Origin of the sequence: Pseudomonas sp. BO3-4 (genome assembly GCF_034044115.1) — a bacterium.
In the GTDB taxonomy this organism is placed as follows: Bacteria; Pseudomonadota; Gammaproteobacteria; order Pseudomonadales; family Pseudomonadaceae; genus Aquipseudomonas; species Aquipseudomonas alloputida.
Map to the genome: position 1 here is coordinate 735389 of NZ_CP139018.1, position 26194 is coordinate 761582.

26 protein-coding genes are annotated in these 26194 nt (G+C 62.3%); 15 read left to right on the forward strand and 11 right to left on the reverse strand.

What is annotated here, in order from left to right; genetic code table 11:
- Nucleotides 1-286: 286 nt before the first annotated feature.
- Together ettA and gdhA are read left to right on the forward strand one after the other, a co-directional pair.
- Entirely contained in the window at nt 287-1954 is a 1668-nt protein-coding gene (ettA, locus tag REH59_RS03390; protein ID WP_003247499.1) for an energy-dependent translational throttle protein EttA, read from the forward strand.
- Nucleotides 1955-2176: 222 nt separating this feature from the next.
- On the forward strand, nt 2177-3517 hold the full coding sequence (gene gdhA / locus REH59_RS03395) for an NADP-specific glutamate dehydrogenase (RefSeq protein ID WP_003247498.1): 1341 nt from the start codon (nt 2177-2179) through the stop codon (nt 3515-3517).
- 216 nt (nt 3518-3733) lie between these two features.
- Here gdhA and REH59_RS03400 read toward each other — a convergent pair whose 3' ends face one another.
- The 4 genes from REH59_RS03400 to REH59_RS03415 form a co-directional block, all read right to left on the reverse strand.
- A complete protein-coding gene (locus tag REH59_RS03400; RefSeq protein ID WP_014859419.1) occupies nt 3734-4231 on the reverse strand; it encodes a GreA/GreB family elongation factor in 498 nt (165 codons plus the stop codon).
- A 67-nt stretch (nt 4232-4298) separates the two neighbouring features.
- Nucleotides 4299-4655, reverse strand: a complete 357-nt coding sequence (locus tag REH59_RS03405; RefSeq protein ID WP_004575712.1) for a hypothetical protein — start codon at nt 4653-4655, stop codon at nt 4299-4301.
- Between the two features lie 101 nt (nt 4656-4756).
- Entirely contained in the window at nt 4757-6610 is a 1854-nt protein-coding gene (locus REH59_RS03410) for a DUF4105 domain-containing protein (RefSeq protein ID WP_014859418.1), read from the reverse strand.
- Nucleotides 6611-6681: 71 nt separating this feature from the next.
- Nucleotides 6682-7170 carry a DUF3015 domain-containing protein gene (locus REH59_RS03415; protein WP_003247492.1) on the reverse strand — a complete coding sequence of 163 codons (489 nt, stop codon included), beginning with the start codon at nt 7168-7170 and terminating at the stop codon, nt 6682-6684.
- 249 nt (nt 7171-7419) lie between these two features.
- On the opposite strand from REH59_RS03415, the gene REH59_RS03420 reads away from it, so the two are divergent.
- The 5 genes from REH59_RS03420 to REH59_RS03440 all read left to right on the forward strand — a co-directional run bounded on the left by REH59_RS03420 (nt 7420) and on the right by REH59_RS03440 (nt 12176).
- Nucleotides 7420-9858 carry a Lon protease family protein gene (locus tag REH59_RS03420; RefSeq protein WP_004575710.1) on the forward strand — a complete coding sequence of 813 codons (2439 nt, stop codon included), beginning with the start codon at nt 7420-7422 and terminating at the stop codon, nt 9856-9858.
- A gap of 162 nt (nt 9859-10020) precedes the next feature.
- Entirely contained in the window at nt 10021-10359 is a 339-nt protein-coding gene (locus tag REH59_RS03425; RefSeq protein WP_003247487.1) for a hypothetical protein, read from the forward strand.
- Nucleotides 10360-10550: 191 nt separating this feature from the next.
- The gene (locus tag REH59_RS03430; protein ID WP_003247486.1) at nt 10551-11039 is read left to right on the forward strand and encodes a TIGR00645 family protein; all 489 of its coding nucleotides are present in this window, start codon (nt 10551-10553) and stop codon (nt 11037-11039) included.
- A 128-nt stretch (nt 11040-11167) separates the two neighbouring features.
- Nucleotides 11168-11473 (forward strand): DUF6482 family protein, encoded by a 306-nt coding sequence (locus REH59_RS03435; protein WP_003247483.1) that lies wholly within the window; start codon nt 11168-11170, stop codon nt 11471-11473.
- 85 nt (nt 11474-11558) lie between these two features.
- On the forward strand, nt 11559-12176 hold the full coding sequence (locus tag REH59_RS03440) for an FKBP-type peptidyl-prolyl cis-trans isomerase (RefSeq protein ID WP_003247482.1): 618 nt from the start codon (nt 11559-11561) through the stop codon (nt 12174-12176).
- Between the two features lie 26 nt (nt 12177-12202).
- Here REH59_RS03440 and REH59_RS03445 read toward each other — a convergent pair whose 3' ends face one another.
- From REH59_RS03445 to REH59_RS03455, 3 genes are all read right to left on the reverse strand, one after another.
- Nucleotides 12203-12448, reverse strand: coding sequence for a hypothetical protein (locus tag REH59_RS03445; protein ID WP_010951938.1), 246 nt, complete (start codon nt 12446-12448; stop codon nt 12203-12205).
- An 84-nt stretch (nt 12449-12532) separates the two neighbouring features.
- Nucleotides 12533-12874, reverse strand: a complete 342-nt coding sequence (locus REH59_RS03450) for a zinc ribbon domain-containing protein YjdM (protein WP_003247477.1) — start codon at nt 12872-12874, stop codon at nt 12533-12535.
- A 159-nt stretch (nt 12875-13033) separates the two neighbouring features.
- Nucleotides 13034-14002, reverse strand: a complete 969-nt coding sequence (locus REH59_RS03455) for a polyprenyl synthetase family protein (protein ID WP_003247469.1) — start codon at nt 14000-14002, stop codon at nt 13034-13036.
- A gap of 244 nt (nt 14003-14246) precedes the next feature.
- On the opposite strand from REH59_RS03455, the gene rplU reads away from it, so the two are divergent.
- The 5 genes from rplU (at nt 14247) to REH59_RS03480 (ending at nt 17934) form a co-directional block, all read left to right on the forward strand.
- Nucleotides 14247-14561, forward strand: coding sequence for a 50S ribosomal protein L21 (gene rplU / locus REH59_RS03460; protein WP_003247466.1), 315 nt, complete (start codon nt 14247-14249; stop codon nt 14559-14561).
- Nucleotides 14562-14599: 38 nt separating this feature from the next.
- Nucleotides 14600-14857 (forward strand): 50S ribosomal protein L27, encoded by a 258-nt coding sequence (rpmA, locus tag REH59_RS03465; protein WP_003247464.1) that lies wholly within the window; start codon nt 14600-14602, stop codon nt 14855-14857.
- A gap of 188 nt (nt 14858-15045) precedes the next feature.
- The gene (gene cgtA / locus REH59_RS03470; RefSeq protein WP_003247460.1) at nt 15046-16272 is read left to right on the forward strand and encodes an Obg family GTPase CgtA; all 1227 of its coding nucleotides are present in this window, start codon (nt 15046-15048) and stop codon (nt 16270-16272) included.
- An 85-nt stretch (nt 16273-16357) separates the two neighbouring features.
- A complete protein-coding gene (gene proB, locus REH59_RS03475; protein ID WP_003247458.1) occupies nt 16358-17476 on the forward strand; it encodes a glutamate 5-kinase in 1119 nt (372 codons plus the stop codon).
- The gene (locus REH59_RS03480) at nt 17473-17934 is read left to right on the forward strand and encodes a CreA family protein (protein WP_014859417.1); all 462 of its coding nucleotides are present in this window, start codon (nt 17473-17475) and stop codon (nt 17932-17934) included. Before proB ends, REH59_RS03480 begins: the two co-directional genes overlap by 4 nt.
- Before the next feature lie 419 nt (nt 17935-18353).
- Here REH59_RS03480 and mksF read toward each other — a convergent pair whose 3' ends face one another.
- The 3 genes from mksF to mksB are packed head-to-tail and all read right to left on the reverse strand — an operon-like array spanning nt 18354 to nt 23168.
- On the reverse strand, nt 18354-21185 hold the full coding sequence (gene mksF, locus REH59_RS03485; RefSeq protein WP_014861551.1) for an Mks condensin complex protein MksF: 2832 nt from the start codon (nt 21183-21185) through the stop codon (nt 18354-18356).
- Nucleotides 21182-21889, reverse strand: a complete 708-nt coding sequence (gene mksE / locus REH59_RS03490) for an Mks condensin complex protein MksE (protein ID WP_003247452.1) — start codon at nt 21887-21889, stop codon at nt 21182-21184. The genes mksF and mksE overlap by 4 nt, the downstream gene beginning before the upstream one ends.
- The gene (mksB, locus tag REH59_RS03495) at nt 21879-23168 is read right to left on the reverse strand and encodes an Mks condensin complex protein MksB (protein WP_003247449.1); all 1290 of its coding nucleotides are present in this window, start codon (nt 23166-23168) and stop codon (nt 21879-21881) included. Before mksB ends, mksE begins: the two co-directional genes overlap by 11 nt.
- A gap of 208 nt (nt 23169-23376) precedes the next feature.
- Here mksB and REH59_RS03500 point away from each other — a divergent pair, with 208 nt between their 5' ends.
- From REH59_RS03500 to REH59_RS03510, 3 genes are all read left to right on the forward strand, one after another.
- The gene (locus tag REH59_RS03500) at nt 23377-24162 is read left to right on the forward strand and encodes a hypothetical protein (RefSeq protein WP_003247448.1); all 786 of its coding nucleotides are present in this window, start codon (nt 23377-23379) and stop codon (nt 24160-24162) included.
- Nucleotides 24159-24614, forward strand: a complete 456-nt coding sequence (gene rimI / locus REH59_RS03505) for a ribosomal protein S18-alanine N-acetyltransferase (protein ID WP_014861553.1) — start codon at nt 24159-24161, stop codon at nt 24612-24614. Before REH59_RS03500 ends, rimI begins: the two co-directional genes overlap by 4 nt.
- A gap of 138 nt (nt 24615-24752) precedes the next feature.
- Nucleotides 24753-25328 (forward strand): D-Ala-D-Ala carboxypeptidase family metallohydrolase, encoded by a 576-nt coding sequence (locus tag REH59_RS03510; protein WP_033725220.1) that lies wholly within the window; start codon nt 24753-24755, stop codon nt 25326-25328.
- On the opposite strand, the gene REH59_RS03515 is transcribed toward REH59_RS03510, so the two are convergent.
- Entirely contained in the window at nt 25268-26185 is a 918-nt protein-coding gene (locus REH59_RS03515) for a LysR substrate-binding domain-containing protein (protein WP_014861554.1), read from the reverse strand. The two genes, REH59_RS03510 and REH59_RS03515, sit on opposite strands and share 61 nt — an antisense overlap.
- Nucleotides 26186-26194: the final 9 nt, after the last annotated feature.

The following is a 26194-nucleotide window of genomic DNA, read 5'->3' on the forward strand; positions in this document are numbered from 1 at the left end:
CCGGCCCTTTCGCGGGCTCGCCCGCTCCCACAGGAATCGTGGATTCTTCAGACTCTGTGGTGACTCTGTGGGAGCGGGCATGCCCGCGAAGAGGCCGGCACAGGCAATGTATTCATCCCAGGGACCGCACTGATCACACCCCACTATCGGCCCCTCCTATGCAACGCCGCGCGTTGGCGTAGAATGGTCGACTTTGTTCAATGACACCCCGTAAACACATCCCACTGGCCACCGCGTGCCGGGGCGATCGGCGATGTCTTTACCTATCTGATTAGAGGGCTTGGTTTTGGCTCAATACGTCTACACCATGCATCGGCTGAGCAAGGTCGTGCCGCCGAAGCGGGAAATTCTCAAGAATATTTCCCTGTCGTTCTTCCCAGGCGCCAAGATTGGCGTACTTGGCCTGAACGGCGCCGGTAAATCGACCCTGCTGCGGATCATGGCGGGCGTCGACAAGGAATTCGACGGCGAAGCCCGTCCGATGCCCGACATCAACGTGGGTTACCTGCCACAGGAACCGCAACTGGACCCAACCAAGACCGTGCGTGAAGTGGTCGAGGAAGCGGTCAGCGTAATCAAGGACGCCCAGGCCCGCCTGGACGAGGTCTACGCGGCCTACGCCGAGCCGGATGCCGACTTCGACAAGCTGGCCGCCGAGCAGGCCAAGCTGGAAGCCATCCTGCAGGCTGCCGATGGCCACAACCTGGAGCGCCAGCTGGACGTCGCTGCCGACGCCCTGCGCCTGCCCGCCTGGGATGCGCGCATCGAACACCTGTCCGGTGGTGAGAAGCGCCGTGTGGCCCTGTGCCGCCTGCTGCTGTCGGCACCCGACATGCTGCTGCTCGACGAACCCACCAACCACCTGGACGCCGACTCGGTGGCCTGGCTGGAGCGCTTCCTGCACGACTTCCCGGGTACCGTGGTAGCCATTACCCACGACCGTTACTTCCTCGACAACGTCGCCGGCTGGATCCTGGAGTTGGACCGCGGCGCCGGCATCCCGTACGAAGGCAACTACTCGGGCTGGCTGGAAGCCAAGTCGGAGCGTCTGGCGCAGGAATCCAAGCAGCAGAGCGCCCACGAGAAGGCCATGAAAGAGGAACTGGAGTGGGTGCGCAAAGGCGCCAAAGCGCGCCAGTCCAAATCCAAGGCCCGTCTGCAGCGCTTTGAAGAAATGCAGTCGCAGGAATTCCAGAAGCGCAGCGAAACCAACGAAATCTACATCCCGGCCGGCCCGCGCCTGGGTGACAAGGTTATCGAGTTCAAGAACGTCACCAAGGGCTACGGTGACCGTGTGCTGATCGACAACCTGTCGTTCGCCATGCCCAAAGGTGCCATCGTGGGCGTTATCGGTGGTAACGGTGCCGGTAAGTCGACCCTGTTCCGCATGTTGATGGGCAAGGAGCAGCCGGACTCGGGCAGCATCGAGATCGGTGAAACCGTGCAGTTGGCCTGTGTGGACCAGAGCCGTGAGGACCTGGACGGCGCCAAGACCGTGTTCCAGCAGATCTCCGACGGTTCCGACCAGATCCGCATCGGCAACTACGAGATCCCTTCACGTACCTACGTTGGCCGCTTCAACTTCAAAGGTGGCGATCAGCAGAAGTTCGTCAAGGACCTGTCCGGTGGTGAGCGTGGCCGCCTGCACCTGGCCCTGACCCTGAAGGAAGGCGGTAACGTTCTGCTGCTCGACGAACCGTCCAACGACCTCGACGTCGAAACCCTGCGTTCGCTGGAAGAAGCCCTGCTGGACTTCCCGGGCGCCGCGATCGTGATTTCCCACGACCGTTGGTTCCTGGACCGTGTGGCTACTCACATCCTGGCGTACGAAGACGACTCGAATGTGGTGTTCTTCGAAGGTAACTACACCGAGTACGAAGCCGACCGCAAGAAGCGTCTGGGTGATGCTGCAGCCCAGCCGCACCGTGTACGGCACAAGAAACTGGCCCAGTAAGCCGGTTTTCTGATGCACAAGAATGGGGCCCCAAGTGGCCCCATTTTTGTGCCTGGCGGACCGCTATAAATGGCGAGGCGAAGGTGTATTTTGTATACACTTACATAAAACGCACCAAATAATTTCAAAAAAACGACATTTCGCCCTATTCCGGTGCGATTGCTTCTTGGTACATTTCTGAAAAAAACCAATAAGTCCAATCCTCTTGGTGAGATGTCTACCATGATCGAATCTGTCGACAATTTCCTTGCACGCCTAAAGCAGCGTGACCCAGGCCAGCCGGAATTCCACCAGGCGGTGGAAGAGGTGCTGCGCACCCTGTGGCCATTCCTTGAAGCCAACCCCCACTACCTGCAGTCCGGCATCCTCGAGCGCATGGTCGAGCCCGAGCGCGCCGTACTGTTCCGCGTCTCCTGGGTCGACGACCAGGGCAAGGTGCAGGTCAACCGCGGTTACCGCATTCAGATGAGCAGTGCCATTGGCCCGTACAAGGGCGGGCTGCGCTTCCACCCGTCGGTGAACCTCAGCGTGCTGAAGTTCCTGGCGTTCGAACAGGTGTTCAAGAACTCGCTGACCTCGCTGCCCATGGGCGGCGGCAAGGGCGGCTCGGACTTTGACCCGAAAGGCAAGAGCGACGCCGAAGTGATGCGATTCTGCCAGGCGTTCATGAGCGAGCTGTATCGCCACATCGGCGCTGACTGCGACGTACCGGCTGGTGACATCGGCGTGGGTGCCCGCGAAATCGGCTTCATGTTCGGCCAGTACAAGCGCCTGGCCAACCAGTTCACCTCGGTGTTGACCGGTAAGGGCATGACCTATGGCGGCAGCCTGATCCGCCCGGAAGCCACCGGCTATGGCTGCGTTTACTTCGCCGAAGAAATGCTCAAGCGTCAGGACAAGCGTATCGACGGCCGCCGCGTGGCGGTGTCTGGTTCGGGCAACGTCGCCCAGTATGCTGCGCGTAAGGTCATGGACCTGGGCGGCAAGGTGATCTCGCTGTCTGACTCTGAAGGTACCTTGTATGCAGAAGCCGGGCTGACCGACGCCCAGTGGGACGCCTTGATGGAGCTGAAAAACGTCAAGCGCGGACGTATCAGCGAGCTGGCCGGGCAATTCGGCCTTGAGTTCCGCAAGGGCCAGACCCCGTGGAGCCTGCCGTGCGACATCGCCCTGCCATGCGCCACGCAGAACGAGCTGGGCGCCGAAGATGCCCGCACCTTGCTGCGTAACGGCTGTATCTGTGTGGCCGAAGGCGCCAACATGCCGACTACCCTCGAGGCTGTGGATATCTTCCTGGACGCCGGCATTCTGTACGCCCCGGGCAAGGCCTCCAATGCGGGCGGCGTAGCCGTGTCGGGCCTGGAAATGTCGCAGAACGCCATGCGCCTGCTGTGGACGGCCGGTGAAGTGGACAGCAAGCTGCACAACATCATGCAGTCGATTCACCATGCATGCGTGCACTACGGTGAAGAGGCTGATGGCCGTATCAACTACGTCAAGGGTGCGAACATCGCGGGCTTCGTGAAAGTGGCCGATGCGATGCTGGCTCAGGGCGTGGTCTGATCTGAGACCGTAGGGGGCCGCTTTGCGGCCGATCGCGACGCAAGGCCGCTCCCACAGGCTCTCACAGGCTCTCACAGGCTTTCACAGGCTCTCACAGGCTCTCACAGGCTCTCACAGGCTACCAAGGGTTGGATTGGTGTCCAATTTCTCGGTGGCAGTCCAGCTTGTGGGAGCGGCCTTGCGTCGCGATGGGCTGCAAAGCAGCCCCCCGGGCCCTCAACCCTCGCCCAGAATCTCAACCACCTCTATCACCTGTTCCCCCACCGGCCGCCGCCAGACCACCTCATCCCCCGGCCCAGCCCCGAGCAAAGCCCGCCCCAATGGCGAACCCCAGTTGATCAAGCCACGCCCGGCATCCGCCTCATCCTCGCCTACCAGCCGCACCACCTGCTCCTGGTCCTGCGCGTCGACAAATCGCACCCGGCTACCAATCTGTACCTTGCTATGCGAAGTCGCCGCCGGTACCACCTGGGCGCTTTGCACCCGCGCGCTGAAGTAGCGCAGATCCCGCTCGGTATCGGCCAGCCGTTGTTTGTCACCCCGTTCGCCCTGCGTCTGCAGTTCGCTGCGCAAGGCATTCAGCTCGGCCACCCGCGTCTGCAGCTGGCGCAGGCCGCTGGCCGTCACATAGTTGGGCTGTTCGCTGATGCGCCGCTCGACCGGCTGGTCGGCCTGGTCGGCGGCTTGGTCTTCGTTGACGAATGCTCGGCTCATGTAGGGCCTCCTTGTGCATGAGACCATCATGGCAGGCCGCCGGATTAAAGGAATGTCCGTTTGCGACTCAATTGTGGCGATAGGCCTTGGCAGCGCCGCGGTCCTTTTCCTGCTCCCACTCGCGGTCGCGCTGGTCCCAGAAGCGCTCGTGGTACTGGCGCTGTTCTTCGCTGTTCTGCATGGCGTGACACTGGCGGAAGCCATCGTCCCAGCCGGTTTCGTACTGACGCTCGTGCAGGTAGCGCGGTACGTTTTTGCGAAAGTTGCCCACCATCAGCCCGGCCGCCTGGCGGCCACTGCTGCAGCCGTCCTGGAAGCCATCCGCATAGGCGGGCGGGTAACCGTGGTTGACCATCTGCTCGTGGGTGGTTTCGCAACCTGACAGCAACACCGCAATGCACACGCCGAACCAGTACCGCGACATAGCCACAAAGCCCTCCAGTTGATTATGGGAAGTCTAGGTGGCGGTTTGTCGGGTAGGTGTCAAAACAGTGTCAAAGAGTCGGATGGCTCCCACAATTCACGTCAGTAGTGATACCACTTCAGCTCGAGCATCACCTCGTTCTGTGCCGTGGCCAGGTGGCTGAACTCACGCGAGGCGCTCAACCGAAGACCAAGGTTCTGGCTGATCTCCCACTGCTGGTTCAGGCTCACACTGCGTCGCACTTCGCCGTTGGTGAAGTAATCGCCCTTGGCCTCCAGCGTCATGTTGCCCAGCCCGTTGCGCCACAGCAGCCCGCCATTGAAGCCAGCTGCCGGGGCAATGAACTGAGCGAAGTCGTTGTGATGCTCGACCCGCACCGTGCCCAAGGCAAACCCCAGCAAACCGTCGGCCAGCTGCCAGGTGCCGCCAGCGCCGCCATTCACATGGCTCACCAGCACTTCGTCATCATGCTTGCCCGGCACCCGCTCCAGCCCGCCAGCCACTTGCCATGACCAAGGCTTGAGCAGCTCGTTACGGGGTGTCAGTGAACGGATGGTGGCCAGGTCCAGGCGCTGCACCTGCCAATCGTTGCCTTCGTACTGGCGCAGCTTCAATTGCAGGATTTCGATCTGTGCGCCCAGCGGGAAGCCATAGGCGTTGTCATTCAGGTCGTGGTAGGCCATGCGCAGGCCATATTCGGCGTAGGCGCGGTCTTCACGGGTGCCCACGCCCAGTTGCCAGGTGCGCGAGTCATGGCCATCCTCGGGCAGGCCGGGGCGCTCGATCTGCAGGGGCGGCGGCGGGTTGCTGTTGATCGCCCGCAGCAACTCGAAGCTGCGTTTGGCCTGCCCTGGGTCGCGTTCCTGGCCATTGGCCCTATACCGCTCAAGGCGATACGCGGCATCTTGCACCAACGCTTGGCGTTCGCGAGGCAGGGCCTGGAATTCTGGGCTTTGCAATTGCGTAGTGTCGGCGCTTACAGCCAGCACCTGGCGCTTTTCGCCGTGGTCGAGTGGCTCGGCCCTGGCCAGCAATTCACGTTCGCGAGAGGGGCGGTAGGTTTCGCTGGCGACCAGGCCGGACTGCTTCACGGCTTTCACCGTGTCGGTGGGAATGGCGGTCAGCGGGAACTGAGACGTCAGGTCCAGGCTCGGCCGGGCCACTTGCAGCAGCTCCAGCAGGCGATACGAGCAGTTTTCGTCAAAGAAGAAGTAGTCGAACTGGATCTGCTTCAGCTCCCACACATGCTCGACCATACGTCCGGTTTCTTCGGGGGTCAGGTCCAGCTGGTATTCCCACAGGTCGCGGTTTTCCAGGCTGCGGTATTCGGACAGTTTTTCCTGGTAGGGCATCAGCGCGAACAGCCCCGGGTAGCCACCCATCAGGCCTTTCCAGGCGTACAGGATGCTGTTGTCGCTGCCTTCGATATAGGCACCGAAGTTGATGGCGTAGCTCAGCAGTGTGGTGTCGTCGCTGCGGGTGTTGGACTGGTCGATGCGCAGCAGGGTGTGCCCGAACATCGACGATGGGCTGTTCAGGTAGGCTGCCGGGAAGATCAACGCGGCGCTGTGCGGGTCGATCGACTGGTACCAGGTCTTGAATTCCTGGCAGTCCGGTTGTGGCAAGTCTTGCAGATCGAGCTGTTCGCGCAGCCAGCGGGTGCGCGCGGGGAATACGCACTGGGCGTGCTTGTCACCGAGACTGGCCGGGGCATACAGCGCATCGACCGTAGCCTTGAGTTCCTGGTCCGGATGGTGCGCGCCATCTTCGGCGAGGAAGAACGCATCATCATCCACATAGCTGCGCCAGCCGCCGAGCTTGGCGGTTTCGTAATGTCCAATGGCGAGCCAGTAAGGGGTATTGGCCAATTGCTGGAGACGGCCTGGATCCAGCAGGGGGGCGGCATGAACAGGGGCGCAGGCACACAGCGCCAGGGCAGCGAGGCGTTTGAGCATATCGGGCAACTACTTCTTGACGATGCCGAAAAAGGCGAAACCCGCCCCGGGTGGGGCGGGAGCAGCTGTGCTTAGGCCTCGGTAGCGTATTTGGCCAGACGGGGGTCGCTCTTCAGAACGGCCAGGGTGTTGCTGTGGACAGTTTCGGCAGTGACGTCGGCGCTGCTGAAGATCTGGTTGAAGTGCTGGTGGGTGACCGAGTTGAAGTAGCTGCGGTCCTCCGGTGCTACGCCGAGAACGACGGCATAGGTGGTCAGTGCTTCGCCCTGGCCCATGGCCATGTCTTCGGAAAGCTCGTTCATCATGCCGTTCATGGCGAACCAGGACTTGCCGCCGTAGGTCAGCGAAGCCTTGGTCGAGCAGCCGTTGGTGCCGGAGGTCATGCCGAAGGTGGCGTTACCGGAGGTGCCGTTGGTGGTAGAGGCCAGGAAGTGTGCCGGCGTGCCGCGCTGGCCTTCGAACAGCATGTTGCCCCAGCCGCAGTTCGGGCCGCCTGGCGCTTCGGCCATGGCGTTCAGCGAGACCACGGTGAACAGAGTACCCAGAAGAATCCGTTTCATAGCATTTGTTCTCTTTGTCTTAACCAAGGGTCAGGGTTTCTGGCAACTCGGTTGCCAGGTCGGGAAAGCTTTTCACCCACCCGCGCAGCTTGGAGTTTAGGCACGATCTAAAGGTTGCGTTGTTGATTGCGAAAAATTTGCTGTCACAGGACTGCACCGGCTGCGACATAAAGTCCTGTGGAGCCTTGCAAGGCGCGCGCGGGCAGCGCCAGAATGCTGCGTATCTGCCCGCCGAAGTAAGGAAACCCAATGCCCGATCCTGTCGCTGCGCGCCTGCGTCTTGCGCCTGAAGCCCTGACCCGGCGTTTCTCCCCCGAGCAGTTTGCTTTTACCCATACCGACGATCTGGAGCCGTTTCGCGGAGTTCTGGGCCAGGAACGTGCTGTCGAGGCCCTGCAGTTTGGCGTGGCCATGCCGCGTCCTGGTTACAATGTGTATGTGATGGGCGAGCCCGGCACCGGGCGCTTCTCGTTCGTCAAGCGCTACCTCAAGGCCGAGGGCAAGCGCCAGCAGACCCCGGCTGACTGGGTCTACGTCAACCACTTCGACGACACCCGTGAACCACGCGCACTGGAGCTGCCGTCCGGAAGCGCCGCCGAGTTCATCAGCGACATGGGCGGATTGATCGATAACCTGCTGTCGACGTTCCCGGCGGTGTTCGAACACCCGTCCTACCAGCAGAAGAAGGGCGCCATCGACCGCGCTTTCAACCAGCGTTATGACCGTGCTCTGGATGTGATCGAGCGCGCGTCGCTGGAAAAGGACGTGGCCTTGTACCGCGATGCCAGCAACGTCGCCTTCACGCCGATGGCTGATGGCAAGGCGCTGGATGAAGCTGAATTTGCCCAATTGCCGGAGGAGGTGCGCGAGCAGTTCCACGAGGACATTGCCCTGCTTGAGGAGCGCCTCAACGAAGAGCTGGCCAGCCTGCCGCAATGGAAGCGCGAATCGAACAACCAGCTGCGCCAGCTCAACGAAGAAACCATCACGCTGGCGCTGCAGCCGTTGCTGGCGCCGCTGTCGGAAAAGTACGCCGAAAACGCGGCGGTTTGCGCCTACCTGCAATCGGTGCAATTGAACCTGTTGCGTACGTTGGTCGAGCAACTGGTCGATGACAGCAAGTCCGACGCCGTGGCCCGCAAGCTGCTCGAAGAGCAGTACGCGCCCAGCCTGGTGGTGGGCCATCACGCTGATGGTGGTGCGCCGGTGGTGTTCGAGCCGCACCCGACCTACGACAATTTGTTTGGCCGTATCGAATACAGCACCGACCAAGGTGCGCTGTATACCTCCTATCGCCAACTGCGCCCAGGCGCGCTGCACCGGGCCAACGGCGGCTTCCTGATTCTGGAAGCCGAGAAAATGCTGGGCGAGCCGTTCGTATGGGACGCGCTCAAGCGTGCGCTGCAGTCGCGCAAGCTGAAAATGGAGTCGCCGATCGGTGAGCTGGGCCGTGTTGCCACTGTCAGCCTGCAGCCGCAGGTGATTCCGCTGAACGTCAAGCTGGTGATCATCGGCTCGCGCCAGCTGTACTACGCACTGCAGGACCACGACCCGGACTTCCAGGAGATGTTCCGCGTGCTGGTGGACTTCGATGAAGACATGCCGATGGTCGACGAGAACCTGGAGCAGTTCGCCCAGCTGTTGCGCACCCGCACCAACGAAGAGGGCATGGCACCGCTGACCAGTGACGCGGTGGCGCGTCTGGCCACCTACAGTGCGCGTCTGGCCGAAAACCAGTCGCGCCTGTCGGCGCGTATCGGCGACCTGTTCCAGCTGGTCAGCGAGGCTGATTTCATTCGCCAGCTGGCCAGTGACGAAATGACCGACGCAGGCCACATCGAGCGTGCGCTCAAGGCCAAAGCCACCCGTACCGGCCGTGTGTCGCAACGGGTGCTGGACGACATGCTCGCCGGCATCATCCTGATTGACACAGAAGGCGCGGCCATCGGCAAGTGCAACGGGCTGACCGTGCTGGAAGTGGGTGACTCGGCGTTCGGCATGCCCGCGCGTATTTCGGCCACCGTCTACCCCGGCGGCAGCGGTATTGTCGATATCGAGCGTGAGGTCAACCTTGGCCAGCCGATCCACTCCAAAGGGGTGATGATCCTCACCGGTTACCTGGGCAGCCGCTATGCCCAAGAGTTCCCGCTGGCGATCTCCGCGAGCATCGCCCTGGAGCAGTCCTACGGCTACGTGGACGGCGACAGCGCCTCGCTGGGCGAAGCCTGCACGCTGATCTCGGCCTTGTCGCGCACGCCGCTCAAGCAGTGCTTCGCCATCACAGGTTCCATCAACCAGTTCGGTGAAGTGCAGGCGGTGGGTGGGGTGAACGAGAAGATCGAGGGCTTCTTCCGCCTCTGCGAGGCGCGTGGCCTGACCGGCGAGCAGGGGGTGATCATTCCGCGTGCCAACGTCGCCACCCTGATGCTTGACGAGCGCGTGTTGCAGGCGGTGGAGAACGGCATGTTCCACGTCTACGCGGTCAGCCAGGCTGATGAGGCGCTGAGCCTGCTGGTGGGCGAGGAGGCCGGGGTACTCGACGACAAGGGGCTGTTCACCGAGGGCAGCGTCAACGCTCGGGTGGTCGAGCGCCTGCGTGAAATTGCCGAGATGATCAGCGAGGAAGACATCGAGAAGGCAGAAAAGGAACGCCTGGAAGAGGTAATTGCCCAGGCCAAACCGGCCTGAGTCAATAAACTGGCGCTGGCGGCGATGTGCTACCGTTCAGCGCCAGTTTTCCATCTTTCTGTACTGTTCCTCTATGCTGGAACTTAAGGACGGTACAGCGTTCAGGATGGAAACAGCCTGAGGGTTTCGGGCTGAACAAGGCTCATTGGAGGGGACGCGGCCATGCGCAACCTCAGCCTCACACGCCAGTGCCTGGGCCTGGTGACCCGTATCGAATGCAGCATCCGCCCGCTGGCCGGTGACAACGGCATGTGGACGTTGCTGTTCGCCGCCGGCATGGCCGGTGAACAACCCTCCGCGATCAAGGCGCAGGGCCCGTTTCATGGGCCACTGGTGGCCGAATCGGTGCTCAATGCCATTGTCGACAGCCTGACCCTGCATGGGTACCAGGTGGCCGAGGACCCGCAGATCTGGTGTTTGCATTTGCAGGCGCAGTTGCGGCGGATCAATGGTGAGCGGTGTCGCAACCTGGGGGATTACCAGTTTCATCCTGAGACCTGAAGAATGCCGGGGCCGCTTTGCGGCCCATCGCGACACAAGGCCGCTCCCACAGGTACAGCATCGCCTTGCTGTGGGAGTGTGGCCTTGTGTCGCGATCAGGCTGCGGAGCAGCCCCCGGGCTTTTGCTGTAACAGGTGGCTGGCTATACTCGCCGTCGTTTTTCAGTCACCTGACGAGTCTCAAAACCCTCCATGGAACGTATCCTCGAAAATGCGATGTACGCCTCGCGCTGGCTGCTCGCACCGATCTACTTCGGCTTGTCCCTCGGCCTGCTGGCCCTGGCGCTGAAATTCTTCCAGGAAGTGGTCCACGTCCTGCCCAACGTCTTTGCCCTCAGCGAAGCCGACCTGATCCTGGTGATCCTGTCGCTGATCGACATGTCGCTGGTCGGTGGCCTGCTGGTGATGGTGATGATTTCCGGTTACGAAAACTTCGTCTCGCAGCTGGACATTGATGAAAGCAAGGAAAAGCTCAACTGGCTGGGCAAGATGGACTCCTCGTCGCTGAAGATGAAGGTTGCCGCGTCGATCGTGGCGATTTCGTCCATTCACCTGCTGCGGGTGTTCATGGATGCGCAGAACATCTCCACCGATTACCTGATGTGGTACGTGATCATCCACATGACCTTCGTGGTCTCGGCGTTCTGCATGGGCTACCTGGACAAGCTGACCAAGCACTGAGTCCGCTTGCTGCTTACACCGCCCGGCCGTTGCCAAACGGACGGGCGGTGTCGTTTCTGGCTTGTGCTTTTAGCCGGTCTGTACAAAAAATGAGCTCTCATGCGTGGTTCCCATCGCGAGGTGCTCTCATGAACCTGCATCAGCTCAATACCGAGGCCAGGGCTGGCCATGTCGACGAACTGAACCTGATCGCCATCGAAGGCGGTGACTACCTGCTCGAGGCTCGGGTCAAAGGCCATCCTCACCCCCTGTCCGATACCCGCGGTGAACGCTTGCGCGTGCACTCGGTGGAAGATGCGCGCAAGTTGCTGCAAACCATTCCCTTGCTCTCGATGAACCTGGTGCACTGGTCGGTGCAGGACGAAATGTGCGGCATGGGTACGCACCCGGAAGAAGACCTGAAGGTGCCGATTTCCCAGCGTTCGGCCTGGTAGCTGCTCGCAGCGCCCCAGTGTGCTAGGCTGCTCGCCCTTTTTATCAAGGGCGCGGCTGCATTGCGCCCTGCAGTGGAGCACGACAATGTCCGAACTCAACCTGTCTACCGACGAAACGCGCGTCAGCTACGGTATCGGCCGTCAGCTGGGCGGCCAGCTGCGCGACAACCCGCCACCAGGCGTTAGCCTGGAAGCCATCCTGGCCGGCCTGACCGACGCCTTCAACGGTGCCGACAGCCGCGTCAGCGAAGCCGACCTGTCGGCCAGCTTCAAGGTCATCCGTGAGGTGATGCAAGCCGAAGCTGCAGCCAAGGCCGAAGCCGCCGCTGCTGCTGGCAAGGAGTTCCTGGTCGAGAACGCCAAGCGTGAAGGCATCACCACGCTGGCTTCGGGCCTGCAGTTCGAAGTGCTGACCGCTGGCGAAGGCGCCAAGCCGACCCGCGAAGACAACGTGCGTACGCACTACCACGGCACCCTGATCGACGGCACCGTGTTCGACAGCTCCTACGAGCGTGGCCAGCCGGCTGAATTCCCGGTCGGCGGCGTGATCGCTGGCTGGACCGAAGCCCTGCAGCTGATGAACGCTGGCAGCAAATGGCGCCTGTACGTGCCAAGCGAGCTGGCTTACGGCGCCCAAGGCGTTGGCAGCATCCCGCCGCACAGCGTACTGGTGTTCGACGTCGAGCTGCTCGACGTTCTGTAATGCCCTAGAGGCCGGCCCTGCCGGCCTCAATTCCAGTCTGTCCCCCCAGGGCGCAACGCCCGCGCATAGCAGAACAGAAACAGATTCCGTACCAGTTCCTTGAGCACCCCCGGCTCACTCGAATTCAGCCCGCTCATGTCCAGGTCACCCTGGTCACGCAGTTCGTCGAGGGCTTCTTCTTCAAGCACCGCGCACACTTCGCCGGTTTCCCGATGAAGAATGCGCAGGTAGGGGTGAGGGCGTTCCAGCCAGGCGTCGATCAGATAAGTCATGGCTATTCTCCTTGGACAGCAATTCCAATGAGAATAATTCTTATTACGTAAATGGCAAGCGCCAATTGCCGGATTTTTGTGTAATCAAACTTTGCGGACGAACTCGGACTTCAGTTTCATGGCACCGATGCCGTCGATTTTGCAGTCGATGTCGTGGTCGCCGTCGCACAGGCGGATGTTCTTGACCTTGGTGCCAACCTTGACCACCAGGGACGAACCCTTGACCTTGAGGTCCTTGATCACGGTGACGGTGTCACCGTCTTGCAGGATGTTGCCGACCGAATCCTTTTTCACCACCTCGTCACTGGCCGCCTCGGCATCGCCGCCGGCCGACCACTCGTGGGCGCATTCAGGGCAGATCAGCTGAGTGCCATCCTCATAGGTATATTCGGAGTTGCATTTTGGGCAGGGTGGCAGAGTGCTCACTTCGGTTCCTCAAACAAACAGACGGGCGGTTAAAAGCCCACATTGTAAAAGGTAATTTCCCGGAAGTGATTATGTCCGGACAAAAAGCATCGCGGGCAAGCCGGCTCCCACAAATGGTGTAGGAGCGGGCTTGCCCGCGAATGAAGGCGACTCGGTCTGTCAGTGCGTACGCGCGACCGCAAACTCGCTCAGTTCAACCAGCGCATCCCGGTATTCACTGGCAGGCAGCACTTCGAGGCAGGCGATGGCACGCTTCACGTAATCGCGCGCCAGCTCGGCGGTGTACTGCAGCGCGCCCGACTCTTCGACCGCGACGCGAATCTGTTCCAGATCTTCCAGGCCACCCTTCTGGATCGCCTGGCGTACCAGTGCCGCCTGTTCGGCAGTGCCTTCGCGCATGGTGTAGATCAGTGGCAGGGTAGGTTTGCCCTCGGCCAGGTCGTCACCGACGTTCTTGCCCAGGGTCTGCGAGTCACCCTTGTAGTCCAGCAGGTCGTCGACCAGTTGGAAGGCCACGCCCAGATGGTCGCCAAAGGTACGCAGGGCTTCGCGCTGCTCGTCGGTGGCCTGGGCCAGTGCCGCAGCACTGTGGGTAGACGCTTCGAACAGCATCGCCGTCTTGCCGCGAATGACCTCCATGTAGACTTCCTCGGTGGTGCTGGCGTCGCGTACGCGCGACAGTTGCAGCACTTCACCTTCGGCAATCACCCGGGTGGCCTTGGACAGAATCTGCATGACCGGCATCGAGCCCAGTTCGACCATCATTTCGAACGAGCGCGAATAAAGGAAGTCGCCCACCAGCACGCTCGGCGCGTTGCCCCACAGGGCATTGGCAGTAGAGCGGCCACGGCGCATGCCGGACATGTCGACCACGTCGTCGTGCAGCAGGGTGGCGGTGTGCAGGAACTCGATGGTGGCGGCCAGCAGGCGCAGGTCGTCGCCTTCGCGGCCCAGGGCCTTGCCACACAGCAGTACCAGCAGGGGACGCAGGCGCTTGCCACCGGCGGACGTGATATAGTCGCCGATCTTCGATACCAGCGGCACGCGCGAGGTCAGCTGCTTCTTGATGATCTCGTCGACGGCGCTGAAATCATCAGCCACCGCGCGGTAGAAGGTTTGGGGTTGCATCGGCTGCTCCAGTGAGGTTGCGCGGCATGCTAGGTCGCAGGTCCCGGTGTGTCAAGGCGCGGTGCCCGCAGGCCGGGGGCGGCACTTGCAAGCAAAACCGCGGTTGCGTACAATCGCGCACCCTAACTTCCTGGGCAGCACCTGCCTTACGCAATTGCGCCGGGCCGTTCCAGCCCTGTGCAGCCATGCCAGCCAATACTCATCATATAAAGCGCTGGGTGAGCAGGATTATCGGAGAAATACCATGTCTTACGCAGTAATCGTTACCGGCGGCAAGCAGTACAAAGTCGCTGAAGGTGAATTCCTCAAGATCGAAAAACTGGAAGTCGCCACTGGCGAATCCGTGACCTTCGATCGCGTTCTGCTGGTCGCCAACGGTGAAGAAGTCACCATCGGTGCTCCAGTTGTTGCTGGCGCTAAAGTAGTGGCCGAAGTCGTTTCGCAAGGCCGCCACGACAAGGTTCGCATCATCAAGTTCCGTCGTCGTAAGCACCACATGAAGCGTATGGGCCACCGCCAGTGGTTCACCGAGATCAAAATCACCGGCATCCAGGCTTAATCCCCTAGATCCCCTGAATTTATTTGGAGAATTGAACCATGGCTCACAAGAAGGCTGGTGGTAGTACTCGTAACGGTCGCGACTCAGAATCTAAACGCCTTGGCGTGAAGATGTATGGCGGCCAGGTTATCAAGCCAGGCAACATCATCGTCCGTCAGCGCGGTACCGAATTCCACGCTGGCTACGGCGTTGGCATGGGCAAGGACCACACCTTGTTCGCCAAGATCGAAGGCGTGATCAAGTTCGAGAAGAAAGGCGAGTTCATGCGCCGTTACGTGAGCATCGTCGCCGCTTAATCGCGACGTCGCTCCAGAAGCCCCGTCATGCGACGGGGCTTTTTCGTTTGTGGTGAGCCTCTTGCAAAGCTGTTTGTCTGGGTTGCCGGCGTTGGTTTCTACGGTCGTACGGGGCCGCCGCGCTCATTTTTGCAAGAGCCTCATGTTTTTGAGTCATTCAGCTCGTCTACCGACGAGAGGCGGTTTTAATGAAGTTTGTTGACGAAGTATCCATTCGGGTCAAGGCCGGTGACGGTGGCAACGGTTGCATGAGCTTCCGTCGCGAGAAGTTCATCGAGAACGGCGGCCCTAACGGCGGTGACGGCGGTGACGGTGGCTCGGTGTACATGATTGCCGACGAAAACCTGAACACCCTGGTCGACTACCGCTACACCCGTCACCATGAAGCCCAGCGTGGCTCCAACGGCGGTAGCACCGACTGCACCGGCAAGAAGGGTGAAGACCTGTTCCTGCGCGTGCCGGTCGGCACCACCGTGATCGATGCTTCCACACAGGAAGTGATCGGTGACCTGGTTACCCCCGGCCAGAAGCTGATGGTCGCGCAAGGTGGCTGGCACGGGCTGGGCAACACCCGTTTCAAGTCGAGCACCAACCGTGCACCGCGCCAGACCACCCCAGGCAAACCGGGTGAGCAGCGTGACCTGAAGATGGAAATGAAGGTGTTGGCCGACGTCGGCCTGCTGGGCTTGCCGAACGCTGGCAAGAGTACCTTCATCCGTTCGGTCTCGGCCGCCAAGCCGAAAGTCGCCGACTACCCGTTCACTACCCTGGTGCCAAACCTGGGCGTGGTCAGCGTCGACCGCTGGAAGAGCTTCGTCATCGCCGACATCCCCGGCCTGATCGAAGGCGCCTCTGAAGGTGCCGGTCTGGGTATCCGCTTCCTCAAGCACCTGGCGCGTACGCGCGTGCTGCTGCACCTGGTGGACATCGCGCCACTGGACGAAAGCAGCCCGGCCGATGCCGCCGAAGTCATCGTCAACGAGCTGACCCGCTTCAGCCCGTCGCTGGCCGAGCGTGAGCGCTGGCTGGTGCTGAACAAGGCCGATATGGTCATGGACGACGAGCGCGACGAGCGTGTGCAGGAAGTGATCGATCGTCTGGAGTGGGAAGGCCCGGTCTACGTGATCTCGGCTATTTCCAAGCAGGGCACCGACAAGCTCAGCCACGACCTGATGCGCTACCTTGAAGACCGCGCCGACCGCCTGGCCAACGACCCGGCCTACGCCGAAGAGCTGGCCGACCTCGACCAGCGTATCGAAGACGAAGCCCGTGCCCAGCTGCAGGCCCTGGACGACGCTCGTACCCTGCGCCGTACCGGCGTCAAGAGCGTGCACGACATCGGCGACGATGACGGTTGGGACGATGATTTCGAGGACGACGAAGACGGTCCGGAAATCATTTACGTGCGCGACTGATCGGTTGCAGTACACTAAACGCCGCTCTCTGGAGCGGCGTTTTTGTATCCACGGTATCTACAGATTCGACATAGGTTGGAAGAAGATGCGAAGCAAGGTGACGGGCGCCAAGCGCTGGGTCGTTAAGATTGGCAGTGCTCTGCTGACCGCCGATGGCAAGGGCCTCGACCGCGGTGCAATGGCCGTTTGGGTCGAGCAGATGGTCGCGCTGCGTGAGGCAGGCGTGGAGTTGGTACTGGTCTCCTCCGGGGCCGTGGCTGCCGGCATGAGCCAGCTGGGCTGGACCAAGCGACCGAGTGCGATGAACGAGCTGCAGGCGGCTGCCTCGCTCGGCCAGATGCGCCTGGTGCAGGCCTGGGAGTCGAGCTTCGGGGAGCATGGGAAGCACACCGCGCAGATCCTGCTGACCCATGACGACCTGTCCGACCGCAAGCGTTACCTGAATGCCCGCAGCACCCTGCGCACCTTGGTCGATCTGGGTGTGGTGCCGGTGATCAACGAAAACGACACCGTGGTCACCGACGAGATCCGCTTTGGCGACAACGACACCCTGGCGGCGCTGGTGGCCAACCTGGTCGAGGCCGACCTGCTGGTGATCCTCACCGACCGCGATGGTATGTTCGATGCCGACCCGCGCAACAACCCCGAGGCGCAGTTGATCTACGAAGCCCGTGCCGACGACCCCTCGCTGGATGCCGTGGCCGGTGGTACCGGTGGTGCCCTGGGCCGTGGCGGCATGCAGACCAAGCTGCGTGCGGCGCGCCTGGCTGCCCGTTCCGGTGCCCACACCATCATTATCGGTGGCCGCATCGAGCGTGTGCTGGACCGTCTGAAGGCAGGCGAGCGCCTGGGCACCTTGCTGTCCCCTGAGCGTGGCATGCTCGCTGCGCGCAAGCAGTGGCTGGCCGGTCACCTGCAAACCCGTGGCACCCTAGTGCTGGATGCCGGTGCCGTGCAAGCGCTGCGTCAGGCCAACAAGAGCTTGCTGCCGGTTGGTGTGAAGACAGTGCAGGGTAGCTTCCGTCGTGGCGAGATGGTGGTGTGCGTCGGCCCGGACGGTGTTGAAGTGGCTCGCGGCCTGGCCAACTACAGCGCCCTGGAGGCGCAGAAGATCATTGGTCAGTCGTCCGAAGCCATCGAGTCGATCCTTGGCTATAGCGCCGAGCCGGAACTTGTACACCGCGACAACCTGGTGCTGGTATGAGCCTGCTGAAGAGCGTAATCGTGGTGGCAGCGTGCGTGCTGCCGATGTTGGCTGGCGCCGAAGAGATCGGCCAGGTGTCCACCGTGTTCAAGTTCCTCGGGCCGAACGATCGCATTGTGGTCGAGGCGTTCGATGACCCTAAGGTTGAGGGCGTGACGTGCTACCTGTCACGTGCCAAGACTGGCGGAGTGAAGGGGGGCTTGGGGTTGGCCGAGGACCGGGCGGAGGCATCGATTGCCTGTCGTCAGGTCGGGCCGATCAACTTCAAGGGTGAGCTCAAAGATGGCGAGGAAGTGTTCAAGGAGCGCACCTCGCTGGTGTTCAAGACCATGCAGGTGGTGCGTTTTCTCGACAAGAAGCGCAATACGCTGGTGTACCTGGTGTACAGCGACCGCATGATCGAAGGCAGCCCGCAGAATGCGGTGACTGCCATTCCGATCCTGCCTTGGGCTCATTGATAGCCCGCGCCTACATACGCTCGGTGGTTGGACACAGGCCGTCGTACGCATCGGTGGTTGGGCGCAGGTCGTCGTAGGAGCGGGTTCACCCGCGAAAGGGCCGGACCTGCTGGCCAATTTCCACCCGCCGTTCACCGTTGCCGCCGCCACCGTATTCGCGGGTAAACCCGCTCCTACATACGCATCGGTGGTTGGACACAGGTCGTCGTAGGAGCGGGTTCACCCGCGAAAGGGCCGGACCTGCTGGCCAATTTCCACCCGCCGTTCACCGTTGCCGCCGCCACCGTATTCGCGGGTAAACCCGCGCCTACATACGCTCGGTGGTTGGACACAGGCCGTCGTACGCCTCGGTGATTGGACACAGGCCGCCGTAGGAGCGGGTTTACCTGCGAATGGGCCGCAACGCGGCCCCGGCTATCTCAGGCCAGCTCCTCGGCCTGATCCTCACGCACAACCGCCTTCACTTCATCCAGCCGGCTGATGAACTTCCAGTCCGCCTCGTCGATGTAGATGCCGTTCGGCCCGCTGCCACCTTCCAGGTCGATCGCAACGTGCGCCGAGACCTGTGGTTTCACACTCGCCAGGATCGGTACGAAGCCCAGTTGCTGGCTGGTCTCCAGCAGTGCCGCCTGGTTGCGTTCGTCGATGTCTGCCGCTTCGTCCAGGTAGTACGGCAGGCGAATGCGCCCGGCCAGGTCACGGTCCATCAGGTGCAGCAACAGGTACATGTTGGTCAGCGCCTTGATGGTCATGGTGGTGCCGTTGGACGCCGCACCGTCGATGTCGGCGTGGATGATCGGCTGGCCATTGACCTTGGTGATCTCGAACGCCAGTTCGAACAGGTCCTTCAGGCCCAGCTGGTTGTGGTTGGCCGCCACCAGCCGTGCCAGGTACTCCTTGGCCTCTTCGTTTTTGTTGTCCTGGTCTGCACTCTGGGTCAGGTCGAAGACCGACAGGGTTTCGCCTTCTTCGTACTGGCCGGCACTGTGGATAATCTGGTCGATGTGCTTGAGCGCTTCCTTGTTCGGCGCCAGTACCACGCGGAAGCTTTCCAGGTTGGACACCTGGCGCTTGTTGATCTCGCGGTTGAACAGGGCCAGCTGGTGCTCAAGGCTGTCGTAGTCGCTGCGGATGTTGCGCAGGGTTCGGGCGATGTCGGTGACCGCAGCGCGGCGTGCCTTGGCCAAGGTCAGGGCTTCGTCGGTACGGTGCGCGTAGGCGTTCACCAGCAGTTGCAGGCGGCGTTCCATGTCGTCTTCGCTGTCGAACTTGGCCACGCCTTTGAGGCGCACCTGGGCGTACAGCGCCTCGATCTGGTTGTCCACCCGCTGCAGGCCTTGCCAGCTGTCCTGGTAGTCATTGAGCAGCGGCAGCAGGTTGTCCATCGAGTCGTCGATGGCTTCCATGTATGGCGTGCCGTAGGGCAGGTCGGCCGGCAGCAGCTGGCGACGGCGCAGGGCGTCTTCCAGGGTGCGCTGCTTGGACTCGAGGTCGCCGAGCTGACGGCCGACCAGTTGCAACTTGGCTGACAGCTGCTGGACGCGCTCGGTGAAGGCGTCGCTGGAGCGCTTGAGTTCGTCCTGGGCCGCTTCCAGCTGCGAGAGCTGTTCCAGCTTCTCGGGCTCTTCGGCGGTGAGGGTTTGGCTACGGCGGAAGTCTTCCAGCGCCTTCTGCGCGTCCAGCACTTCCTGGTACAGGGTTTCGGTCTGCGCTTTGGACGCGGAGCGGTCGGCGGCCACGGCCTGCTGGGTCTTGAGCTGCTTGAGTTCTTTTTCCAGGCGCTCTTTCTGGTCGCGCAGGGCGGCACGGTCGGCCAGGGCCTGCAGGGCCGGTGGGTCGATGTGGGTCAGGTCGATGGCCAGGCCTGGGGCCTCGAAGCGCTCGCCCTTGAAGCCGTCCAGCACCGCTTCCAGCGATTTTACCCACAGGTCGCTGTCGTCCAGCTCGATGCCGCGGTCGCCCAGCGGCAGGCTGAACAGCGCACCGTTGAACAGGCGCATCAGGCGGTCGACGTCCTGCTGCGAGAACTCCTCGCGCAGGCGGGCATAGCTGTTGTTGTCAGCGTGATCCAGCTGCTGCTTGACCTGCTTCAGGCGTTTTTCCAGGTCGCGTACGCGCTCGTCGAGGTCTTCGGCACTGAACTGCCGTGACTGGGCCAGCGCGCCGGCCAGCTCGTCGTGGGCGTCTTTGGCTGCCAGCAGTTGCTGCTCCAGCACCTTGACGTCATCGACCAGCGCAAAGCGGTGCTTGAGCACCGACAGCTCGCCTAGCCAGCGCTGGATACCGGTAATTTCACGCTCCAGGCGCATCAGCTCCTGGGTGCCGCCGCGCTGGTCGTTCTGCAGGCGGTCCTGCTCGCCACGGTAGTGCTCGGACTGGATGACCAGCTCTTCCTTGCGCGCCATGGCGTATTCCTGCCAGGTGCCCAGCAGGGTGTCGAGCACAGGCGAAATGCGGTGCAGCTTGCCACGCAGGATGTCGCGCTGGGCCACGCCACCGGCCAGGGCCTCGACCAACGGGCCGGCAGCCACCAGGGCGTTGTAGTCCTGCTCCATGCGGCGTACGTCGCGGAAGGCTTCCTCGCACGCAGCGATGTAGTCGACGCTGCCCGAGCGCAGGCTGTGCTCGAAGGCGTCGAGGAACAGCTGCTTGAGCTTGGCGGCGGTGATCTCACGCATGTGCAGCAGGTTGATGAACAGCGCGCGGAAGGTTTTCAGGCTTTGCTCGCTGGTGGAGCGCAGCGGGATCATGGTCAGGTCCAGCGGCACCGAAGTGTGTCCGCCCACCAGCAGCCGGCGCAGTTCGTCCGGCTTCAGTTCGTAAGCCTTGATCCCCAGGCGTTCAAGGTTGGTGAACAGCTCTTTCTGACGCAGGCAGGTGTCGTTCTTCTGATAGTGGGCCAGGTCCAGTTCGCCCTTGTAGGCGAAGAACTGGTGGCCGAAACCGCCACCCGGGCCGCGCCCGACCACACCGATCACGTGCGGGCCGTGGGGCAGGCTCAGTTCGCAAAGAATGTACGACGTGTCGCTGGCGAAGTAGAAGCGGCGCGATTGCTCAAGGCTGTACTTGCCGAAACTCATGTCCGACATACGTGCCAGGATCGGGAACTGCAGGGCATTGATCGAAGCCGATTTACCCAGGTTGTTGGCGCCGTATACCGACAGCGGGTGCTCCAGCGGGAACAGGCCAAGGCTGTAGCCGGCGGTGTTGAGCAATGCGAAGCGGCGGATGCCGTAGCGTTCCTGGCTCATGCGTCAATCTCCTGTTGCTCTTCGCGGATGGCCCGGGCCAGGGCGTCCTCTTCGCTTTCCTCGCCCTGGAAAGGCGTGAGGTCGAGCGGGTCGTCGGTACGGTTGAGTTCTTCGGCGCTTTCTTCCTCGACCAGTACCGGGGTCGGCAGCGGCAGGGCGCTGTGCAGGGTGGCGGCCAGGTCGCGGTCCTGCTGCACCGAAAGGCACACATCGAGGAAGCGATGCATGGGCGGCAGGAAGCGGTAGATGCCGCCTTCCTCATGGGCGAAGCCGAGTTGGGTCATGCGGCGCAGGATTTTTTCTTCCAGCTCGTCCACGGTCTGCACTTCGGCCTGCAGGAACAGGTCGCGGTACTTGTCCAGCAGCGAGGGCAGTTCGTCGCGACCGATGCTGCCGCCATCGAGCACGGCCATCGGGTCGCGGCCCTGGTCAGCAAGGTGCTCGACCAGGATGAAGGTGAACAGCGACAGGCGCTGCGCGGTCTTGTTGACCTGCGCGGCGGTCATGTCGGGCACGAAGTAATAGAAGCCACGGGTATCGCACACCAGCTCGAAGCCCAGGGCCTTGAACAGGGTGCGGTACTGGTCCTGGAAGTTCGACAGCTGGGCGTACAGCTCAGGGTCGCGCCGGCTGACGTGGAAGCCTTTGAACAGCTCGCGGAAGATCGGCGCGAGCTGGGACAGTTCGGAAAGATCAAGATGCATGGGCTGGGCTCGCGTTGGGTTCGGTAGGCGCGCTAGGGGCGTCTTCGCGGCTGGAGGTCAGGGCGAACGAATGCAGGCTGACCAAATGTTCCTGAGTGGTGTATTCGCGGCGGTCGAGGCGTTCGCGCTTGAAGCGCTTTTCCCGCGACAGGCGCGAGAACCAGTACAGCAGCTCGTCGGTGGCGCCTTCGGGCTCCTGCTCCAGCAGCCAGACCATCAAGTCGGGCAGTGGCAGGGCCTGTTCGCAGCGTTCGGCCATTTCCTTGACCGTGCGCGGGGCACGGGGCAGGGCGCCGGACTGGGTCTTGTGGGCTTTGGGGAAGCGCGCCGGTTTGGGCTCGAAGCGGGCCAGTGCGTAAACGTAGGCCTCGACCTGGCTGGCACTGCCAAGGAAGGTGCTTTGCGGGCGGGTGAACATCGGCATGGCCGCCTGCGGCACGGCATCGATGCCCTTGCGCCGGATCACCGACAGGGCCAGTGCAGCGCCGCGGGTCACGGCGTTGTGGCGGCGGGCTTCTTCGCGCAGCGGCAGCAGCAGTTCGCGGGCGTGGCGCAGGGTCAACTGGGCGCTGGTCTGCATTTCCAGAATGCGCGCGTGGGTGCGCAGCAGCATGTCGTCGTCGACCAGGTGGCCCAGGCGCGCCTGTTCGCCCAGCAGTTTCAGCAGCACGGTCTCGACCTTGCGTACACCCTGCTCGAAGGCGCCGTCGGCGTTGACCAGCTGGATCATCGGCTCGACGTATTCGTCCCAGGTGGCCAGCACTTCGGCATAACGCTGGCGCAGCGGAATCTGGCGGTTGCTGGTCTTGGCCCGTTCGGCCACGGCCACCAGTGCCTGCTCGTCGTTGTCGAGCTTTTTCAGCACATCGCGCACACGCATGTCGAGCAGGCGCAACTGGCGTGCCAGGTCGTCGCTGTCGCGGTTGTCGAAGGCATCCTGGATGTGCCCGGCCAGGCGCTCCAGGTGGCGCAAGTAGGCTTCGATCTCCAGGCACAGGCCCAGCCGGTGTTCGCGGCGCAGGTAGGCGAGGAAGTCGTGGATCTGCGCGTTGAGCTCGAAACGGTTCGGGCTCTTGGCCACCGGGACCAGGATATCCAGGCGGATCCACACGTCGAGTAGCTGGGTGATGTCCTGCGGGGTGCTTTCGAGCTGCTGGCGGGCCACATGCTGGCGCAGTTCGACCAGGCTCAGGGTGCCCTGGTCGAAACGCTCGCACAGCGGCTCGATCAGGGCCCAGTGTTCGGCTAGGGCGCGCAGGACGCGCTTGGGTTCGATCATTGGCTTCGACTCGTTGCCAAGAAAAAGGGGGCGATTGTACTGCATTCGCGGGGGTGGTTTTTACCCCTTGGTCTGTAATGAGAGATAACCTTTGGGTTTGTGGGTGTATGTCGTTGTTCTAGTGGCGCTCGGTCTGATAGGCGCTGCAAAAACCACGGCGTACACGTTAGAATGCCCAATTGCCTTCACCCCCTCGGATATCCGCCCCTTGCTGACCGAACCCCGTCGCCGCGCCTACCTTTCCGCCATGCAAGTGGTGCACTGGCTGCCGCGCGCCGAGCTGCCGTTCGCCGCACCGTCGCGGCCCGAGCTGCTGCTGCCGGTTGTGCCAGTCGAGGACATCGATTTCGAGGTCAGGCCGGCATCGGTAACCAACGAAGCGCCTGTCACCCCCCAGGCCCGCTCCGGCGAGCGGCCGAAAATCGAGATCCCACGCCCGGGCAGTGTGGCAAAACCCGCCGTCAAGCCTGCCGAGGCACAAGAGCAGCCCGCTGCTCCGCGCCCGGCACCGGTGCCGCCACCGCGCTTCTCGCTGCAGTTGTTGCGCGCCGGCAGTTGCCTGCTGCTGGTTGAACTGGCCACCGGTCAGCCCTTCCAGAGCCGCGATCCGTCCTATCTGCTGCTCAAGGACATGCTGCGCGCCGCCGGCCTGCCCGACGCCCCGCAGATCATCGGCGAGCCGGTACGCTGGCCACTGTTGGTGCGCGGCAACATGGACCAGGGGCCGGAGGCTGCGCGCGATTTCGTCCAGGGCTTCGTTCAGGCGCGCCTGGAAGACGCCCCGTGTACCTGTCTGTGGCTGGTCGGCCTGCCGGCACTGCGTTTTGCCGCCAATGTCGACGCCGACGCCTATTACCAAACCCTGACGCTCGACAGCCTGGGCGACGCCTGGGCATTGCCGGGCCTTGAACTGTTGATGGACGAGCCGCAGCGCAAGGCGGACGTCTGGAAAGCCATGCGCCAGCTGATGGCGCGCTGGAAGAGCGTTGAATGAGTGACTCGATCAGCTTCCGCCCGATGACCGAGGCGGATCTGGATGCCGTACTTAAGATCGAATATGCCGCATTCAGTCACCCCTGGACCCGTGGAATCTTTCAGGATGCGCTCAAGTCGTACGAAGTCTGGCTGATGTTCGATGGCCAGCAGCAAGTGGGCCATGGTGTGATCAATGTGATCATCGATGAAGCGCACCTGCTCAACATCACCGTAAAACCGGAAAACCAAGGCTGCGGCCTGGGCCTGCGCCTGCTCGAACACCTGATGGCCCGGGCCTATGAGCTCAATGGCCGCGAATGCTTCCTGGAAGTACGCGCCAGCAACCAGTCGGCCTATCGTTTATACGAACGTTACGGGTTCAACGAAATTGGCCGCCGCCGCGACTATTATCCGGTCGCCGGCGGCCGTGAAGACGCCCTGGTGATGGCCTGTACCCTGTTTGAAGACTGACTTTCCAGCGGCTTACCCCGTCACGCAGGCACCCCTCTGCTTCGGCCACCCGCTGACGCTGCAGTAACGGTTGCGCGTTGAACTAGTATGAGTTCCGGTGGGAGCGCAGGCTTTGTTCTCTGCAGGGACGGATGAAGAATGAGAAAACTGCTTTTGGCAGCGGGCTTGTGTTTAGCGAGCGTTGCCCACGCTGACGAGCGCGACGTGTGGATGTTCGCCCAGTGGGCGGGTGATCATCAAACCCGCCCTTTCCGCGAAATGCTGGTAGATGCCCGGCTTTACGGTGTAGTGCCAATTCACCAGTTGCTGCGCTCGGCTTCGGACTGGAAACTGTGCCACGCATCGCCTTTCGCTGTACCGCCCCCCGGCAATTGGGCGGCTGTACGCTCGACCCTCGCGTTGATCAGGGCACTCGACGATCAAGGCATCCTGCGCCAGTTCGAGGTGGTTTCGGCTTACCGTGAGCCGCGCCTGAACGCCTGTGCGGGCGGGGCAGCCAACAGTGCGCATACCCGCGCGTTCGCCGTCGATATACTGCTGCCGGCCTGGGCCGACCCCAATCCGCTGTGCCGTTTCTGGCAGCAACACGGCCAAGCCTGGAACATGGGCCTGGGCCGCTACCCATCAGGCCGCATTCATGTGGATACCGCCGGCTATCGCACCTGGGGCGGCGATGGCAGTGCGGGGTCGTCGTTCTGCGTCAAACCCAAATGAGCCAGGCAACCCCGGCATTCGTCCATTAGCCACTCTGCGAAGCGCTGGCACTTGCTGCTGTCGGCCAGAGGCTGTGGGCTAAGCAGGTGGTAGGCCGAGCCATCGCGCACAAAACCGTACGGCGCCTGCAACTGCCCGCTGTCGACTTCGTCGCACACCATCAGGGCTGAGGCCATGGCCAGGCCCAGGCCGGCGTTGGCGGCCTGGATCGACAGGTAGAAATGCTCGTAGTCGCTGCGTTCGCAGTGCCGCGCCTGTTGGCCGCTCAGGCGCAGCCAGGTGGGCCAGGCAGCAGGGCGTGTGGTGCTGTGCAGCAGCCGTTGGCCATCGAGTCTGGCGCTGGCGGCGGGGTGGCACACCGGGCCGATCCATTCATCGCAGACCTTCTGGTTGAACAGCTGGTTATTCCAGTGGAAGTCGTCACGGCGGATGGCCATGTCGACCCCACTGCGGGCGAAGTCCAGCGGCCCGCCGGCAGCCACCAGGTGTAACTGCAGGTCGGGATGGGTGGCATGGAAGCGCGGCAGGCGCGGGATCAGCCAGCGCATGGCGATGGTCGGTTCGCAGGACAGCACAAGCACATTGTCGCGGACCTGGTGCTGCAAACGCTGCACGGCGCCTTCCAGCTGCTCGAAGATCGCCTGGGTGGTGCCATGCAGGGCGCGCCCGGCAGGGGTGAGGAAAATGGCCCTGTTGCGCCGTTCGAACAGTTCCACGCCAAGGCTTTCTTCCAGCAGGCGTATTTGGCGGCTGACCGCGCCGTGAGTGACGTGCAAGTGCTCGGCGGCGCGCACGAAGCTCTCGGTCTGGGCGGCAATGTCGAAGTAGCGGAAGGCGTTGAGTGGCGGCAGTTTCATGATTTCCCT

Excerpts from the sequence above, each read along its gene's own strand:
- REH59_RS03480 (WP_014859417.1), top strand. The coding sequence starts at position 17,473 with ATGAGCCTGCTGAAGAGCGTAATCGTGGTGGCAGCGTGCGTGCTGCCG.
- REH59_RS03445 (WP_010951938.1), bottom strand. The coding sequence starts at position 12,448 with ATGACTTATCTGATCGACGCCTGGCTGGAACGCCCTCACCCCTACCTG.
- REH59_RS03515 (WP_014861554.1), bottom strand. The coding sequence starts at position 26,185 with ATGAAACTGCCGCCACTCAACGCCTTCCGCTACTTCGACATTGCCGCC.
- REH59_RS03455 (WP_003247469.1), bottom strand. The coding sequence starts at position 14,002 with ATGCAACCCCAAACCTTCTACCGCGCGGTGGCTGATGATTTCAGCGCC.
- cgtA (WP_003247460.1), top strand. The coding sequence starts at position 15,046 with ATGAAGTTTGTTGACGAAGTATCCATTCGGGTCAAGGCCGGTGACGGT.
- mksF (WP_014861551.1), bottom strand. The coding sequence starts at position 21,185 with ATGAGCCAGGAACGCTACGGCATCCGCCGCTTCGCATTGCTCAACACC.
- REH59_RS03400 (WP_014859419.1), bottom strand. The coding sequence starts at position 4,231 with ATGAGCCGAGCATTCGTCAACGAAGACCAAGCCGCCGACCAGGCCGAC.
- rplU (WP_003247466.1), top strand. The coding sequence starts at position 14,247 with ATGTCTTACGCAGTAATCGTTACCGGCGGCAAGCAGTACAAAGTCGCT.
- mksB (WP_003247449.1), bottom strand. The coding sequence starts at position 23,168 with ATGATCGAACCCAAGCGCGTCCTGCGCGCCCTAGCCGAACACTGGGCC.
- REH59_RS03420 (WP_004575710.1), top strand. The coding sequence starts at position 7,420 with ATGCCCGATCCTGTCGCTGCGCGCCTGCGTCTTGCGCCTGAAGCCCTG.
- REH59_RS03430 (WP_003247486.1), top strand. The coding sequence starts at position 10,551 with ATGGAACGTATCCTCGAAAATGCGATGTACGCCTCGCGCTGGCTGCTC.
- REH59_RS03415 (WP_003247492.1), bottom strand. The coding sequence starts at position 7,170 with ATGAAACGGATTCTTCTGGGTACTCTGTTCACCGTGGTCTCGCTGAAC.
- REH59_RS03425 (WP_003247487.1), top strand. The coding sequence starts at position 10,021 with ATGCGCAACCTCAGCCTCACACGCCAGTGCCTGGGCCTGGTGACCCGT.
- REH59_RS03435 (WP_003247483.1), top strand. The coding sequence starts at position 11,168 with ATGAACCTGCATCAGCTCAATACCGAGGCCAGGGCTGGCCATGTCGAC.
- gdhA (WP_003247498.1), top strand. The coding sequence starts at position 2,177 with ATGATCGAATCTGTCGACAATTTCCTTGCACGCCTAAAGCAGCGTGAC.
- REH59_RS03510 (WP_033725220.1), top strand. The coding sequence starts at position 24,753 with ATGAGAAAACTGCTTTTGGCAGCGGGCTTGTGTTTAGCGAGCGTTGCC.
- REH59_RS03440 (WP_003247482.1), top strand. The coding sequence starts at position 11,559 with ATGTCCGAACTCAACCTGTCTACCGACGAAACGCGCGTCAGCTACGGT.
- rpmA (WP_003247464.1), top strand. The coding sequence starts at position 14,600 with ATGGCTCACAAGAAGGCTGGTGGTAGTACTCGTAACGGTCGCGACTCA.
- REH59_RS03410 (WP_014859418.1), bottom strand. The coding sequence starts at position 6,610 with ATGCTCAAACGCCTCGCTGCCCTGGCGCTGTGTGCCTGCGCCCCTGTT.
- rimI (WP_014861553.1), top strand. The coding sequence starts at position 24,159 with ATGAGTGACTCGATCAGCTTCCGCCCGATGACCGAGGCGGATCTGGAT.
- mksE (WP_003247452.1), bottom strand. The coding sequence starts at position 21,889 with ATGCATCTTGATCTTTCCGAACTGTCCCAGCTCGCGCCGATCTTCCGC.
- proB (WP_003247458.1), top strand. The coding sequence starts at position 16,358 with ATGCGAAGCAAGGTGACGGGCGCCAAGCGCTGGGTCGTTAAGATTGGC.
- REH59_RS03405 (WP_004575712.1), bottom strand. The coding sequence starts at position 4,655 with ATGTCGCGGTACTGGTTCGGCGTGTGCATTGCGGTGTTGCTGTCAGGT.